The organism is Palleronia rufa, from assembly GCF_000743715.1.
Classification (GTDB): domain Bacteria; phylum Pseudomonadota; class Alphaproteobacteria; order Rhodobacterales; family Rhodobacteraceae; genus Palleronia; species Palleronia rufa.
On the sequence record NZ_JQEY01000016.1, the window covers coordinates 47,867 to 63,927 of the forward strand.

The window sequence follows — 16,061 nt, forward strand, 5'->3', positions numbered from 1 at the left end:
GTGGGGATGAGGTCGATGAGCGTTGCTCTACGGCATGTGGATACTGTTGCCAGCGGCATATTTTCGGATCCTTCGGGGGCAGTGTCGATCACCGTCACCGGTGAGGGTCGCTTTGTCATCAACGACTTCTCCGACAGCCGAACGATAACCGCAACCATCGATGGCAGCGGGATCGGCGGCTTTTCAGGTGCCGTGAACCATAGCGCGCGGGTCGATCTTTCGGTCGTTCAGTCCGGCTGGAGCATCGCCTCCGGCGCTTTCGATGCCGCGCTGGCCGCCGGGCCGATCAGCCAGGAGATCTATCTCAACGCCCGTGCCCGATATGGCGACAGCGGCACGCTGATCGCGGCCGATATCGGCCAGAGCAAGGTGGGCGTGCTGGCGGCGGTGGCATCCGACGGGTTCACGGTCCTCAACCTGGACGGCGCGACTCCGAAAGTGCTGGGCCGCGTCTTTGACACCGAAAACACCCATGCGGCCGGCATCACCGATACGGCGATGATCTCGAACGGCAGTTCCGCGATCCTTGCGACGGTGTCCGGCAGAGAGGACGGCATCAGTTTCTACACCGTGACGGCGAACGGCGGCGTTGCGCATGTCACCTCCGCGGGGATGCTCGACAGCCTGCCGGTCAACACCCCCACGGCCGTGGAGGCGGTGCGGATGGGCGGGAAGGACTACTTCGTCGTCGCCTCTGCCGGCAGCTCAAGCCTGACCGTTCTGGACCTTGCCGCCGATGGTCGGCTCACCGTCACCGACCACGTGCTGGACAGCCGCGATACCCGTTTCGCTGGCGCCACCGAGCTGGAGGTCGTTACCAAGGGCGGCCATGCCTTCGTCGTCGCCTCCGGATCCGACGACGGCATCAGCGTCTTCCGGCTGACGGCATCCGGCCGGCTGGTCCATGTGGCGACCATGGAGGACACGACCGCCGCGGCGCTCGGCAATGTTTCCGGACTGGCGGCGGAATGGCGGGCGGACGGGCTCGACATCGTCACGACGTCGTCCGTGGATGCGGGGCTGAGCCACCTGCGGCTCGACATCGGCCCTCTGGGAGAGGTCATCCAGCAAGCGTCCGGTTCTCTGACCGGCACCGATCGCGCCGATGTGCTGGAACTGACAGCCGGGAACGGGACGATCCGCGGCGGTGACGGAGACGACATCCTGATCGACGGCCCCGGAAGCGATCGCCTGGCCGGCGGCTCCGGGTCGGATCTCTTCGTCATGACGCGCGACGGTATGCGCGACGTGATCCTGGGGCTGCGGCTGGGAGAGGACCAGATCGACCTGTCGCTGATCGGCCGACTCTACGACCTGTCGCGGATTTCGATCGAGCCGACCAAGACCGGCGGGATCCTGACCTTCCGCGGCGAGGAGGTGGAAATCCATACCGCCGATGGCACGTCCCTGACCGCCGCCGACCTGGCCCGGCTCATCCCCACGATGACCAGCCATTTCGACATCGCCCTTAAACCCCTCGAAATCGCCAGCACACCGACGGCGTCCACGCCGACACCGCCGCGGCCTCCCGTCTATGTGCGGGATGAGCCGGAGAGCGGGGAGGACGGTACCGATCCGGGGTCCGTCTCTCGCCCCAGGCTGGACCCGATTCACGTCCCCGCGCCGCCGGGCCTCCCCGTTCCGGCGCCCGTGCCGACACCCGTGCCGCCGGGCCTGCCGGTGCCGGCCCCCCTTCCGCAGCCCGTGCCACAACCTGGCCCGGCGCCGATGCCGGCGCCTTTGCCGGTGCGCGAAGAAGGCCTGACCGCGAACGGCACTCCGGGGAACGACCTGATGGATGGCACGTCCCTCAACGACAGAATGGACGGGCGCGCCGGCAATGACACCCTGCGCGGCGGCGCCGGTGACGACGGGCTCAAGGGTGGTGCCGGCGACGATCTCCTGGAGGGGGGCGCCGGAAACGACCGCCTGCCGGGTGAGGATGGCAATGACCGTGTCTTCGGCGGCGACGGCAACGACATGCTCGGAGGCGGCAATGGCAACGACTACATGTCCGGCGGCGACGGGGTGGACCGCGGGGGCGGCGGCAACGGCCGGGACACGATCCTGGGCGGCGCCGGCGACGACTGGTTCAGCGGCGGCCCGGGAGAGGACCACGTCGATGGCGGCGCCGGCAACGACCGCCTCGCGGGCAGCTATTCCAACGACACGGTCCTTGGCGGCGCCGGCAACGACACCATGGGCGGCGGTGAGGGCAAAGACCGTATCCTTGCCGGCGCAGGAAACGACGTCGTGGGCGCCGGCGGCCATGACGACTACGTCAATGGCGGCTCGGGCGACGACTTCCTGGGGGGCGGCGACGGCGACGACCGCATCATCGGCGGCAGAGGCAACGACACCATCAACCCCGGCTATGGAAACGACATAGCCTCCGGAGGGCCGGGCCGGGACCTGTTCGTCTTCAACGCGCTGAGCGGCGGCGGGCAGACGGTCGTGACGGACTTCACCCCCGGAATGGACGAATTGCGGCTCGTCGGTCTGCGAGGTCTCGATCATATCGGCGAGCTGGAGATAGCTGCCATCAGCAATCGGGGAGCCGCCTCGACGGAGATCCAGTACGGAGATCATTCGATCATTCTCAGGGGTGTTGCGATGAGCGAAATCGACAACGGAGACCTGCTTTTCAGCTAGGGCCTGTCGAGGTGTGAGAAGTACCATATCGGGTGCCGAGCGACTCAACGTCCCCGAATGGGCGGCAGCCTTGATCCCCACGACGTTGACCGACCCCCGATGCCGATCGTCACCCCGCAACGTCTTGGCCGGAAATAGGGCCCCGGCTGCATCGGCCCGGCTCCCCGGTTTTCGTGCAGGCCGTGCTCTGGAGCGCACGGACCGGCTGTCCCTGGCGCGACCCACTGGCGGAGTCAGAAAAACGGAACGCGGTTCACGCTCAGCGCAAAAGGGGGGTCTCGGAGCCAGGCCATCGGACGTTCCTGCGGCGGCATGACCACGACGGCTCTGACCGACGCGCTCGGCGATATGGTCGGCCTCCGCTCGGTGGCCGGACAGACCTGCACGGGGTTCCTCGCGGATCGCGCCTTCGACGCCAATCGGCGGCGCGATGCGCTGACCGGCGCAGGGATCTCCCCGACGATTTCGACCGATACCCCCGAAAACGTTGGCATCCGATGGCTATGTTGCAAAGATCGAACAGAAATCCACGCCGTGAATCCGGTCTGGGAACTGATCCGCATGAGAGAACCGACATCGCCTTCCTGGAAGGCGACGAACGGGACGGCCTGTCTGAAGGCGCTGAAGCGGCGCGTGTCGCTGACGATCTGCTTCGATTGCGAGATGGACTGAGGCGGCGACCCTGGACGACGGTCGCTCTCACGCCAGCGCAACGCAGCCGATAGCGGCCATCCGCGCCAAGTAACGGCGACGCGTCACCGCCGGCGGGAAACGATGCTCTGGCGTCTTGGTCCCGACCGCGCAGTGCCGAAGTCATTCGTTCCGATCGTGACCCCTGGCGCGGACGAACTGGCGAAAATCCATCGAACATGCCGCGAAAAAGCCACCATCAGGCGATGCGCATGTCCAGTCGAAGGGAGATCGATCGGGGATGAAGGGTGTCCTCGGACCAGGACGTTGGCCCGATCAGCGAATGGATGCAGCATATGACCCAGTTCCATCACACGTCGACCGCAAAAATGGCGAAAGGCGTCGCCGTGCCTCTGGTGTCCGCGACGAAGTCCGGCAGCCGCAGCGAATCCGGGGACGCGGCGGACGGCAAGGGTTCTGCCGTTCCGATCAAGATCGGCGATTCCTTCAGCGGCCGCGTCACCTCCGGCGACGTAGATTTCGTGAAAGTCGATTTACAAGCGGGCCGTGATTACGTCTTATACGTCTACGGCACCGGCGGCAGCAATGCGGGGCTGAGCGATACCAGGCTGACTGTCTACGGCCCGGACGGAATGTTGTCGAGTGGCGATGTCGGCAGCAACCCGTTCTCTCTGATTCAGGTCGATGCGGCGACAACGGGCACCTACTACGTCAAGATCGAAGGCCAGCGCAACCAGACTGGAAACTACGTTCTGCAGACCTCAGACGACACGTTCACGCCGGCCCAGGTGGCCAATTACATGACCCGCTTCGACTGGAGCGAGGCGACTCCGATCAGGTTCGACATGCGCAACGACAGCGCGATCAAGGTCGATCTGACCGATCTTGGCGCGGAGGGGGCCAAACTCGCGCGCTGGGCGCTCGACGCTTGGAGCGTGGCGACCGGGATCGACTTCAAGGAGGTGGCGACCGGTGGACAGATCGTGTTCGACGACGCCGGGTCCGGTGCCTTCGCCGGTCCGCAGGCCTATTCTCCCGTCACCGGCTACAATGCTCGTTCTACCGTGACCGTCGGCACCGGCTGGGTGGAGTCCTACGGCAACACCGCCGACAGCTACAGCTTCCAGACCTATCTGCATGAGATCGGCCACGCGTTGGGGCTGGGTCATGCGGGGCCGTATAACGGCGCCGCGGATTACGGCACCGACAACATCTTTCAGAACGATACGACGCAAATGAGTGTGATGTCGTATTTCTCGCTTGCCGACTCGTCCTCGGGGGCCGGGAACCCGTCCATCATCACGCCGATGATCGCAGATCTTGTCGCCATTCATCAGCTCTATGGAAAGCCGCAGGCCTATGCCGGCAACACCGTCTGGGGTGCGAATTCCAACGTCTCGGGCTATCTCGGCGCCGTCTTCGGGGCGGTATTCGACGGCAAGCCCGTAAGTCCCGGCACCTATTCCGGCGACGCCGTGGCCTTCACGATCTTTGATACCGGCGGAAGGGACACCTTGAACACCGGCCCCGTCACCGCGAACCAGACCATCGACCTGCGGGCCGGCAAGGCGTCGGATATCGGCGGACAGGTCGGAAACGTCGTGATCGCGCTCGGCACCCGGATCGAGAACGCGATAGGCGGCTCCGGCAACGATGTCATTTTCGGCAATGCCGCGAACAACAGGATCGCCGGAGGTCGGGGTAACGACACCATCCGCGGCGGTGGCGGGACCGATACGGCGGTTATCGGCGACAGCTATGCCGATGCCAAGATCAAGAAGAACGCCAACGGATCGATCACGATCACGTCCGACGACGGCAGGGATGTCTTCGTAAGCGTGGAGCGATTCGAGTTCACGGATCGTATCGTCTCGGTCTCTGACCTTTTCGGAACATCCTCGAACGTACCGGAGTCATTGAGCGACAACGGTGATGTCCTGCAAGGCACCGCTTCGGACGACCGCATCACCGGCTCGTCCGGGGACGACACCATTCTGGGCGGTGCCGGAGACGACGGACTCAAGGGTGGGAAGGGTGACGATCGGTTGTCGGGCGGCGACGGCAACGATCGGCTGCCCGGCGAAGACGGTAACGACACCATCTTCGGAGAGGATGGCAACGACCGTCTGGGCGGCGGCGACGGCCGGGACGTCATGTATGGCGGCGCGGGCGACGATCGGGGCGGTGGCGGCGACGGCGACGACTGGATCAGCGGCGGTTCTGGCAACGACGTGTTCAGCGGCGGCGCAGGCGACGACCGGGTGGACGGCGGCGCGGGCAATGACCGTACGGCGGGGAGTTTCGGCAACGACACGGTCATCGGCGGCTCCGGCGACGATACGATGGGGGGCGGCGCAGGCCGCGACCTGATGCACGGCGGCGCCGGAGACGATGTCATCGGCGCTGGATCCTTCGACGATACGGTCAATGGCGGGGCCGGGGACGATTTCATCGGAGGCGGCCATGGCGACGACCTCCTGCGTGGGCAGGACGGTGCGGACACCATCAATCCCGGTTTCGGAAACGACACGATCACCGGCGGCGATGGGCGCGACACCTTCGTCTTCAACGCAACCTCCGGCGGCGGCAGGACGGTGATCACCGATTTCCAGGATGGATTCGATACTCTGCGCTTTACGGGCCTGCCGGATGTCGCGCAGGACATCCAGCGGCTCGACCTGACGGCGATCACCTTCCAGGGCGATACGGCCGTCCAGATGAGCTACGGGCGCCATACGGTCATCGTCCTGGATGCCAGGGTCTCCGATTTTGCCGCCCCGGACTTCGACTTCGCCTGAGCGGGGGGACGACGCCGTGCGGGACTTGCCTCCCGCATCCGCCTTCCATAAGACCCCGTAAGCCCGGCACGACGTTCGCCCGGGCAGTGACTCCTGGGCGGAGACGGGCTGGACATGCCACGAACACTCTACCTGCATATCGGGATGCCGAAATGCGCGTCGAGCACCATACAGGGCGCGCTGAAGGCCAGGTCCGGGGAACTTGCCGGGCACGGTCTTTCTTATGCTGTCACGGATTTCGCAGGCACGGAAGGGCAGGGGAACGCGACGTTGCTGGCCGCCCATATCCGATCGGAACAGATCCGCGAAGCGACGGCAGAGCTCGACCAGCTTCTGGCCGGCGACCAAGACGCCATCCTCAGCAGTGAGGTGATGGTCGGCCTCGCCCGGACCCGCAACGCGAACTGGCTGATCGACAACGCCGCAGCGCGCGGCCTTGAGACCCGGATCCTCTGCTACGTTCGACGTCAGGACCACTGGATCGAATCCGACTTCAAACAGCACATCAAGGGCGGTTCCGATTTCTCGGATCCCATCCGGACCCTGATCGGAAACCGCACGCGATCCCGGGTCCTGGATTACCACTGGCTGCTGTCGAATTGGGCGCGCGTCGCGGGTCAGGAGAATATCGCCCTGGTGCCGCTGTGCAGTGGGCAGACGGATACCTACGCGCTTGAGCAATTCGTCGCGTGGACGGGACGTGACCCCGCTTTGGCTCAGCAGCTTGTCCTGCCAAGGCGCAACGTCAGCCCGCCCGTCGCCCTGGTCGAGCCGGCGCGGCACCTCAAACGGGTTTTGCAGCGGGACGGAAAGTCCATCGCTGAGATCCAATCTGCCCTGAGGACGTTCCTGACGAACGCGCCCGCGATGCTGGACCTGCCGAAGCGCCGGTTCATCCTTCCCCGGCAGGACCGGCAGGCGCTGGTTGCCAAATTCGCAGACTCGAACGCACGTCTCAGCGCCGATTTCTACGATGGAAAGCCGGTTTTCGACGACGAATTCGAACCGGATGCCGAGGGCCTGAGCGCGCTACAGGAAGAGAACGCGCTGGTTCTCGCGGAATGTGCCGTGCGGATGGGCCTGTTCAAGCCGGCTGAACACGTGGTCGAACCGGCGGCGGCGCCAAAGCGGTCGATGTCGCGCCTGATGCATCGGGTTCGCGACCAGTTCACCCAGACCCGCGGCTGATCGCGAATGCTGGCCACCGGACCCCTGACCGACGGGGAAGCCCCCGCCAATCCCGATGCCGCGCTCGTCCTGGTCGTCATGGCGATCTATCGCCCCGATCCGGCGCATCTGGCCGCGCAACTGGATTCCATTTCCGCGCAGACACACCGCAGGACGCGGCTGATCGCGGTAATCGCGGATCTGTCCAGCCAAGGTCTGGTGGCCGAGGCAACCCGCGCCGCGGGCCTCCGCGATGCCGTCATCCTGTCGCCAGAGCAAGAGCTCGATGCGGTGCACGCCTTTGAGGCCGGGATCGCCGAGGCCGTCCGCCTTGCCGCGACGGAATCGGCGCCGAGCCTGATCGCCCTGTCGGACCAGGACGACATCTGGCACACCGACCGGCTCTCTGCCGGGATCGACGCTCTGCGGAACGGCGCCGATATGGTCCATAGCAACGCGCGGCTGGTGGACGAAGCGGGAAAGGTCACCCACGCCTCGATGTTCGCGTATGAGCGGCGACAGAGGCGCCCCGGCCTCAGGGGGCTTCTCTATCGCAACAATATCACCGGCATGACGCTGATGATGCGCGTTGAAGTCGCCGAGATCGCCCTGCCGTTTCCCGCGCAGTCCGGGGTGCATTTCTACCATGACCTCTGGCTGGGCTTGATCGCGCAGGGCATGGGCGGCATAGCCTTCATCGACCGACCCCTGGTGGACTATCGCCAGCACGGCGCCAATGCCGTAGGTGCGGTGGACCGGCAAAAACCGCAGTACGGTCGCTGGCGTCGGCCGAATGCGGAATGGCTCCGCCAGAACGCCGCCGCGTACGGGCTAGCGCGCTACCTGGCGCACAGTGCCCGCGCGCGCCTGGCCGAGGCGGAGGCGTCCGGCCGGATCGCGGCGGGGCGCGCTTCGACGGCCAAGCTCGGGCCCTATATGCGCACGCTGTCCGGGCCGATCGTCCATGGCTGGGACAGCCTGCGGCTTGCCGTGACGGGTCACCTGGCTCTGTCCAGAACGGCTGCCGCATTCGCTGTCGTTTCCGCCGGGCGGGCGGTCTGGGCGCTGCGGCAGGCTCTGGGGCCGGGAGTCGCTGCCGCCATGCGGACCTTCGACGCCAGACTCTACGCCATGTCGCCCGGTGTTGCGCCTGCGATCGCAGCGGACGCGGGCGACGGCGCGCCCGCCGCCGTGGAATGGTCCACGCTTGCGGACGGGCGCAAGTCCCCGCTCTGGGCCCCGGTTTTCGAGGCGGAGCATCCGGCGGTCACGGTCCTGGTGCCGTCGCTGAACCCCGCTGAGATGTTCGCCGGCATCGCCACGGCCATCGACATCGGCGTTGGCCTGGCCGAACGCGGCCACCGGGTGCGCTTCATCGCGACCGACCTTCCGGTGTCCTCGGCGCCCGTATCTCGCAACTTCATCCTGCGGCGCATCTCCCGGACCGCGCCGGAGGGGACGCAGGCGCGCATCTCGATCGCCTGCGGTCGCCGGGACGGGCGTATCCCGGCCCACAGGGACGACGTTTTCGTGGCCACCGCCTGGTGGAGCGCCCATGTGGCCCGCGCTCTGATCGACACGCACGGCTACCGCTCCGGCCGTTTCCTCTATCTGATCCAGGATTTCGAACCGAACTTCTATCCCTGGGGCCCTGAGTTTGCAGGGGCCATGGAAAGCTATGCGATGGAGTTCGATCCGATCTTCAACACGACCCTCCTGCGCGACCATTTCGCGGATCTCGGGTTCGGTTTCGCGACCGAACCCGCTCTGGCCTTTCACCCCGCCATCGACCTGGCGCGCTACACCGCGACGCCGCGCAGCGGTGCCAGCCCACGCCGCCTGGCGCTCTACGGCCGTCCGGAGGTGTCGCGCAACATGCACGGCACCGCGATCGAGGCGCTGGCCCGGTTCGTGGAGGCCGAGGGGCTGGGGCGAGGCGATATAGAGCTCATCTCCGTCGGGCTGCGCCATGCGCCCGTGACCTTACCCGGCGGGACAAGGCTCGACAGTCTGGGCAAGTTGCCGTGGGATCGCTATCCGGCGTTCCTCGGCTCGGTCGATGTGGGGCTGTCGCTGATGTATTCTCCCCATCCCAGCCATCCGCCCCTGGAAATGGCTGCCTCCGGGGTGCGCGTGGTGACGAATCATTTCGGTCCCAAGGATCTGAGCCGCCTGTCGCCTGCCATCCTGTCGGTTCCCGCCACGCCGCAGGACTTGGCGGAGGCGCTGTCTGCGGCGTGGCACGCGCCGGCGGTGACGGCGGCCGAGCGTCAGGTGGACCTGCGCCAGTTGGGCGCGCCCCTTCCGGAGGCGCTGGACCTTCTGGCGAAGCGGATCGCCCTTGGCCCGCGCGGCTGACGCCTACCAATGGGGCGGACGCTCGTCCCCGATGACCACGCCGCCGCCCCCGTCGCCCTCTCTGCTCCGTTCGCGTTCGGTCAGCAGGGCGACCTGCCGTTCCAGCCGGTCGATGCGCCGTGACTGCGCCGTCACCACGTCGCTCAGGTCGTCAGTTGCGCGGATCAGGTGGGCCAGCTTCTCCTCCATCGCATCGCGGTCCATAACACCCTCTTTCTTGAAGTGGACATGCGGTTGACCTACACGACCGGCGAACCCGAGGGGAGCCGTCATGGCGAAGCAAAAGAAACAGCCCCGCCCCAAGGCCGCGACGCCGAAGGGCTTTCGCGACTATTTCGGCGCAGAGGTGACGCGCCGCCAGACGATGCTGGCCGAGATCGCGCGGATCTATCACCTCTACGGGTTCGACGCGCTCGAGACGAGCGGGGTCGAGATGGTCGAGGCACTTGGCAAGTTCCTGCCGGACGTGGACCGCCCGAACGAAGGGGTCTTCGCCTGGGACGAGGACGGCGACTGGCTGGCGCTGCGCTACGACATGACCGCGCCGCTGGCCCGCGTCGCGGCGCAGTACCGCAACGAGTTGCCGTCGCCCTATCGGCGCTACACAATGGGTCCGGTCTGGCGCAACGAAAAGCCCGGTCCGGGGCGGTTCCGGCAGTTCTATCAATGCGATGCGGACACGGTGGGCAGCGCATCCATGGCCGCGGATGCCGAGATCTGCGCCATGCTGGCCGATGTGCTGGAGGCGGTCGGGATCGCGCGGGGCGACTACATCGTGCGGGTGAACAACCGCAAGGTTCTCAACGGGGTCATGGAGGTGGCCGGGATCGGCGGTCCCGAGCACGCGACCGAGCGCGGCATCGTGCTGCGCGCCATCGACAAGCGCGACCGGCTGGGCGCGGACGGCGTCCGCGCGCTGCTGGGCGAGGGGCGGCGCGACGAAAGCGGGGATTTCACCAAGGGGGCGGGACTAAATCGCGAACAGATCTCCGTACTCATGCGGTTTGTAAACGCTGGTACGAATATTGATAAACGGCTTTCGTCAAGTATCGCGGAACTTGATCGCTTGAAGCCGAATACGTCTTTTCCCCTTGTGGCCGCAAAGTACACGCTGTCGCCCATCGCAAAACTTTTTGGCTTAGACAGGGTGGAAGCTCGTCGAAGCCGAAATCGCATTACGGTCGACTATTTGCGGGAGATTGTTGAGGATTCTGAGACTGGCGCTTCCGGCGTTCTGGAGCTTGAAGAAATAGCGGACCTTTTGTACGCCCAAGGCTACGGCCCCGACCGGATCGTCATCGACCCCTCCGTGGTCCGCGGCCTCGGCTATTATACCGGTCCGGTCTATGAGGCAGAGCTGATCGGCGAGGATCTGGGCCGGTTCGGGTCGGTCGCCGGCGGCGGGCGCTACGACGATCTGGTCAAGCGGTTCACCGGACAGGAGGTCCCGGCCACGGGCGTGTCCATCGGCGTGGACCGGCTCTTGGCCGCCCTCACCGCGCAGGGCCGGTTCGACGCAGAGGCCGAGGGCCCGGTCGTCGTGACCGTCATGGACCGCGCGCGGATCCCGGAGTACCAGGCGATGGTCGGCGAATTGCGACAACATCGCATCCGCGCGGAACTCTACCTCGGCAACCCCAGGAACTTCGGCAACCAGTTGAAATACGCCGACAAGCGCGGCGCGCCCATCGCGGTCATCCAGGGCGAGGACGAGGCCGCGCGGGGTGTCGTCCAGATCAAGGATCTCAAGCTGGGCGCGCGCCTGGCGGGTGAGCTCAGCCACGAGGAATGGCGCAACCAGCCCGCCCAGGTCGAGGTGCCGCGCGACAGGCTGGTGGACGAAATCGCCGCGCGTCTTCGCGTCCACACCTCCCCCCGTGCGTCCACCGGGTCAGACGGCCCCGCATGGGAATGAGGCCGGCGAGATCCGCCGAAAGGGCGGAGGCGGCGCGGCTGCTGTCCGGATTTCTCAGTGCCGGCGCGGAACTGGTCGAGGCCGATATCCTGCAACCCGCCGAAATCTTGCTCGACCTCTATGGTGAGGACATCCGGGCGCGGGCCTTCACCACGCAAGGTCCGGAGGGCGAGGTGATGTTGCGCCCGGATTTCACGGTCCCGGTGGTCCAGATGCACATGGCCAGAGGCGGCGCGCCGGCGCGCTATGCCTATGCCGGTGAGGTGTTCCGCCGCCAGGCCGGCGGAGCCGATCGGCCGTCGGAATACCTGCAGGTCGGTTTCGAACTCTTCGGCGGCGACCCGGCGGCGTCGGACGCGGAATGTTTCGCCCTGTTCCACCGCGTGCTGGCGCCGCATGCTCCGCGGGTGCTGACCGGGGATATCGGCATACTGACCGCAGCGGTTCGGGGGCTGCACACATCCGATGCGCGCAAGTCCGCGCTTTTGCGCCATATCTGGCGCCCCCGCCGCTTCCGCGCATTGCTCGACCGCTATGCCGGCAAGACGCCCCCCCCGCCTGCCCGGACGGCGCTGTTGCAGGCCCGCGATCCCTTCGCCGGTGCAGGACCCGAGATCGGCCTGCGCGATCGCGCGGATGTGGAGGCGCGGATCGCCGCCCTGCGCGCCGACGCCGCGGAACCGCACATCTCCTCGACCGAGGTCGCGCTGATCGACGACCTGCTGGACCTGCGCGAAGGATCGTCCTGCGCGCTCGGCCGGCTCTGGGATCTGGCCGTGGACATGCCGGCGATCGGTCCGGCGGCCGACACCCTGTCCCGGCGACTCGACGCGCTGGATGCCGCCGGGATCGCGCCGGAGAGCCTCCCGTTCGAGGCAAGCCATGGGCGGTCCACCATGGAATATTACGATGGTTTCGTCTTTTCCTTCTCCCTGCCGGACCGCCCGGACCTGCCGCCGCTGTCCACCGGCGGTCGCTACGATGCCCTGACCCGCGTTCTGGGGCAGGGCCGCGCATCGCCCGCCGTCGGCGGTGTGCTCCGGCCCGCCTTGCTGCTGGAGACCGCGTCGTGCTGAAACTCGGGGTGCCGTCCAAGGGGCGGCTCATGGAAAAGACCTTCGACTGGTTCGGCGAAAGCGGTCTTGCCATGGGCAAGGGCGGCGGGGACCGGGAATATGCCGGAGTGGTGGAGAACAGTGACGACATCGCGCTGGTGCTCCTGGCGGCAGGTGAGATTCCTCGGGAACTGGCTTCGGGGCGCATTCACCTGGGCGTGACGGGATCCGATCTGGTGCGGGAACGGATCGGCCACTGGGACGAGGCGGTTGAGGATCTTGGCCAGATGGGCTTCGGCCATGCCGATCTGGTCATCGCGGTACCGGATTTCTGGGTCGATGTGGACACGCTGGACGACCTCGACGCGGCCGCGGCGGCATTCCGGCGGCGGCACGGATTTCGTCTGCGGATCGCCACGAAGTACCATCGCCTGGTGCGTGATTTCCTGCAATCCCATGGCGTCGCGGACTATCGTCTGGTGGACAGTCAGGGTGCGACCGAAGGGACCGTACGGCACGGCACCGCAGAGGCCATTGCCGACATCACATCCACGGGCGAAACGCTGAGGGCGAACCATCTGCGGATGCTCTCGGATGGACCGGTCCATGCAAGCCAGGCCACGCTCTACCGCGCACGGCACGCGGACTGGAATGACGCAACGCAAGAGAGTCTGCGACGCCTGAAATCCCGCCTGGGGCCTGCGCTCACCTCACGATCATAGCGGCGCCATTTCGCTCTTTGGCGCGAGCGTTCAACATGCTGATACCGGATTACACGGGAAACACGGCCTGGTTCGCGGTCATGAACGCGAAGACCTCGACGCGCCGCGCTCGTCCCGAGCACACCGGCCGTCGTCCACTGGGCCCCCACCAATGGCGCCGTCAATGAACGCCCCTTCGAGAGAATGTCGCGCTCCATCCAAAGCCGACGGTTTTCCTTCGCAGGTGCGCCAGCTCTTCGCGTTCAGACTGGTGGGGCCGTCATCCCCGACCCCGGCATCAGCCCCAGCCTGTCCCGGCCATGGATCGTCGCGGCACAGGCTCGAACTCCCGCGCCAAGCTCTCAACGCTGCGGCTGGCACGCGCCAGCGCGATGATCCGGTCCCTGAAGTCCGCAGGTTACGGGTTTCTCGTTCTCGGCATGCGGACACGAAAGCCAAAATGTGTCCACGAAACGGCTCTGTTGCACAAACCCGGTGAGGGATTCATGTCGTGAGTCCAGCGTGGTAGCTGGACGACATGAGCAGACCCACACCGCCAACCTACAAGACCAAGAACTGGCCGGCCTATAATGAAGCGCTCAAGCGCCGTGGCTCGCTGACGATCTGGTTTGACCCAGAGATGATCTGGGATGCTGCGCCGACCGGCAAACGCGGCCGACAGCCAACCTACAGCGATACCGCCATCCAGACATGCCTGACGATGAAGGTTCTGTTTGGCATGGCGTTGCGCCAGACGACCGGGTTCGTCGAGAGCCTGTTGCGTCTGATCGGTTTGAACTGGGCGGTGCCCGACTTCAGCACGCTATCGCGCCGCCAGAAAACGCTGGCCGTGAACATCCCGTATCGTGGCTCCAACGGCCCAGTGCATCTCCTGATCGATAGCACGGGCATCAAGGTCGAGGGTGAAGGCGAGTGGAACGCACGCAAGCATGGTGGGCCCAAGCGGCGGGTTTGGCGCAAGATCCATCTTGGGATCGACGACCAAACGCTGGAGGTTCGGGCGCTCGAGATTACCGGAAGCCACATCGGTGATGCGCCGGTGATGCCCGATCTGCTCAACCAGATTCCGGCGGACGAGGGGTTTTGTTGCAGAAAGGCCGCCTGAGGCGTGAGTGTCCCTTTCCCGTTCGGGTTCAGGCCACGCGGACCACCTCGGCGGTGCCGAGCGCGTTGAAGCGATTGATAAGGGCGACACGGATGTGGATTTCGGCGGTCTGGCGGTCTGGGTCTCTCGCGGCGATGCGCTCGCCGAAGGCCTTCAGGCATCGCATCTTGGCCTCCACGCGGCTTCGGGCGTGGTATCCGGTCCACCGCTTCCAAAACGCCCGACCGTAGTGACGCGTGGCGCGCAGGGTTTCGTTGCGTGCCTTGGCAGCCGGACAGTCCTCCTTCCAAGCCCGACCGTTCCTTCGGATGGGTATGATTGCCGTGCCACCGCGTGCGATGACGGCGCCGTGGCAGCGGCGGGTGTCGTAGGCGCCGTCCGCGGTCACGGTGCCGATGTCTTCGTCTTCGGGGATCTGGCCCAACAGGTCCGGCAGGACGGGGCTGTCGCCTTCCCGGCTGTGGGTGAACTCGACGGCCAGGATATCCGAGGTGGCGGTGTCCATCGCCAGATGCACCTTGCGCCATTGGCGGCGACCCTGAATGCCATGCTTCCGGGCCTGCCACTCGCCATCGCCGAGGAACTTGATGCCGGTGCTATCAACCAGCAGGTTCAGTGGCCCGCCAGCACGGCGATAGGGGATCTGAACCTTCAAGGTCTTCTGCCTACGGCACAGGGTCGAGTAGTCCGGAACGGGCCAGTCCAGCCCCGCGAGTCGCAGCAGACTGGCGACCATCCCGGCAGTCTGTCTGAGCGGCAACTTGAACAGAACCTTGATCGATAGGCAGAACTGTATCGCGGCATTCGAAAAGACCGGGGGGCGCCCCGGGCGTCCCTCATGCGGCGCGTGCCAGGTCATCTCCTTGTCCAGCCAGATCAGCAGCGACCCGCGCTTCCTGAGCGCATCGTTGTAGGTGGACCAGTTCGTCGTGCGGTAGCGGGCGGGCTTGGGCTTGCTCATGCTGCTCGTCTAAGCGCATGAATTCCCGATGTGAATCCTTTACGGCTAGAGTTCTGCAACAACGCCGGTCGACCAGCTCTTTGGCAGTTCCACGAACTATCGTGGGTCACAGCATTAGCCTACTTCACAGACGGAGTAAGTTCACAGAACGCTTGGTTTTCTTTTTCTAGAAAACCCGCTCTGCCTGCTCCCCCCACGGTTCTGCCGCTAGAAAACACAGATCGTAAAGACTGACCGCCGACGCCTCCCGCCCGCAGGTCAACAGCTTCAGCACCTCGGGGGCGAGATACGCGAGCCGCAGCTGCCGGCTGACATGGCGCTCGGCCAGACCGACAGCCTCAGCCAGTTCTTGGATCGTGGCGAACTCCCCTGCCTCCATGCGCCGCCGCCAAGCCCATGCCCGGCCGATGGCGCGAAGGATGTGGGGATCCTGTGCCTGATCCGCACTCGGGCCATGGTCAGCGGGCGGCAGGATCTTCGGTCGCCCGTTTTTCTTCCGCACTTTGAGAGGGATCAGAATGCGGATGGTGTCATTGGAATTGGTCATTCGGCGGCCTCTATCTCGCGCGGGGCGAACATCTCGCGGATGACCCCGGCGATGCCTTCGCGCCGGATATCGACCTCGAGCCCCGCGGCAGTCACCGTGCAGCGTCKAACGAGGAGCTGACAATCCGGCC

Annotated in this window: 11 protein-coding genes and 1 pseudogene; 9 read left to right on the forward strand and 3 right to left on the reverse strand. The window is 65.9% G+C overall.

Annotated elements, in window-relative coordinates; genetic code table 11:
• Positions 1-15: 15 nt before the first annotated feature.
• From KW83_RS19350 to KW83_RS16135, 5 genes are all read left to right on the forward strand, one after another.
• Positions 16-2,652 (forward strand): calcium-binding protein, encoded by a 2,637-nt coding sequence (locus KW83_RS19350; protein WP_161785519.1) that lies wholly within the window; start codon positions 16-18, stop codon positions 2,650-2,652.
• 348 nt (positions 2,653-3,000) lie between these two features.
• Complete coding sequence (locus KW83_RS16120) at positions 3,001-3,324, forward strand: hypothetical protein (protein WP_152563624.1); 324 nt, start codon at positions 3,001-3,003, stop codon at positions 3,322-3,324.
• A gap of 314 nt (positions 3,325-3,638) precedes the next feature.
• Positions 3,639-6,101, forward strand: a complete 2,463-nt coding sequence (locus KW83_RS19355) for a M10 family metallopeptidase (RefSeq protein WP_051928584.1) — start codon at positions 3,639-3,641, stop codon at positions 6,099-6,101.
• Between the two features lie 114 nt (positions 6,102-6,215).
• Complete coding sequence (locus KW83_RS16130) at positions 6,216-7,289, forward strand: hypothetical protein (RefSeq protein WP_036181019.1); 1,074 nt, start codon at positions 6,216-6,218, stop codon at positions 7,287-7,289.
• Positions 7,290-7,295: 6 nt separating this feature from the next.
• Positions 7,296-9,626 carry a rhamnosyltransferase WsaF family glycosyltransferase gene (locus KW83_RS16135; protein ID WP_235191449.1) on the forward strand — a complete coding sequence of 777 codons (2,331 nt, stop codon included), beginning with the start codon at positions 7,296-7,298 and terminating at the stop codon, positions 9,624-9,626.
• A 3-nt stretch (positions 9,627-9,629) separates the two neighbouring features.
• On the opposite strand, the gene KW83_RS16140 is transcribed toward KW83_RS16135, so the two are convergent.
• Positions 9,630-9,830 (reverse strand): SlyX family protein, encoded by a 201-nt coding sequence (locus tag KW83_RS16140; RefSeq protein ID WP_036181020.1) that lies wholly within the window; start codon positions 9,828-9,830, stop codon positions 9,630-9,632.
• Positions 9,831-9,897: 67 nt separating this feature from the next.
• Here KW83_RS16140 and KW83_RS16145 point away from each other — a divergent pair, with 67 nt between their 5' ends.
• The 4 genes and pseudogenes from KW83_RS16145 to KW83_RS16160 all read left to right on the forward strand — a co-directional run.
• Entirely contained in the window at positions 9,898-11,541 is a 1,644-nt protein-coding gene (locus KW83_RS16145; protein ID WP_081904656.1) for a histidine--tRNA ligase, read from the forward strand.
• Entirely contained in the window at positions 11,532-12,617 is a 1,086-nt protein-coding gene (locus tag KW83_RS21590; protein ID WP_036181022.1) for an ATP phosphoribosyltransferase regulatory subunit, read from the forward strand. Before KW83_RS16145 ends, KW83_RS21590 begins: the two co-directional genes overlap by 10 nt.
• 29 nt (positions 12,618-12,646) lie before the next feature.
• On the forward strand, positions 12,647-13,318 hold the full coding sequence (gene hisG / locus KW83_RS21595) for an ATP phosphoribosyltransferase (RefSeq protein WP_051928585.1): 672 nt from the start codon (positions 12,647-12,649) through the stop codon (positions 13,316-13,318).
• A gap of 517 nt (positions 13,319-13,835) precedes the next feature.
• Positions 13,836-14,396, forward strand: a pseudogene (locus KW83_RS16160) (IS5 family transposase); the annotation flags it as partial.
• 55 nt (positions 14,397-14,451) lie between these two features.
• Here KW83_RS16160 and KW83_RS16165 read toward each other — a convergent pair.
• Together KW83_RS16165 and KW83_RS16170 are read right to left on the reverse strand one after the other, a co-directional pair.
• Positions 14,452-15,384 carry an IS5 family transposase gene (locus tag KW83_RS16165; protein WP_036173704.1) on the reverse strand — a complete coding sequence of 311 codons (933 nt, stop codon included), beginning with the start codon at positions 15,382-15,384 and terminating at the stop codon, positions 14,452-14,454.
• A gap of 166 nt (positions 15,385-15,550) precedes the next feature.
• Positions 15,551-15,931, reverse strand: a complete 381-nt coding sequence (locus tag KW83_RS16170) for a hypothetical protein (protein WP_036175291.1) — start codon at positions 15,929-15,931, stop codon at positions 15,551-15,553.
• Positions 15,932-16,061 lie beyond the last annotated feature (130 nt).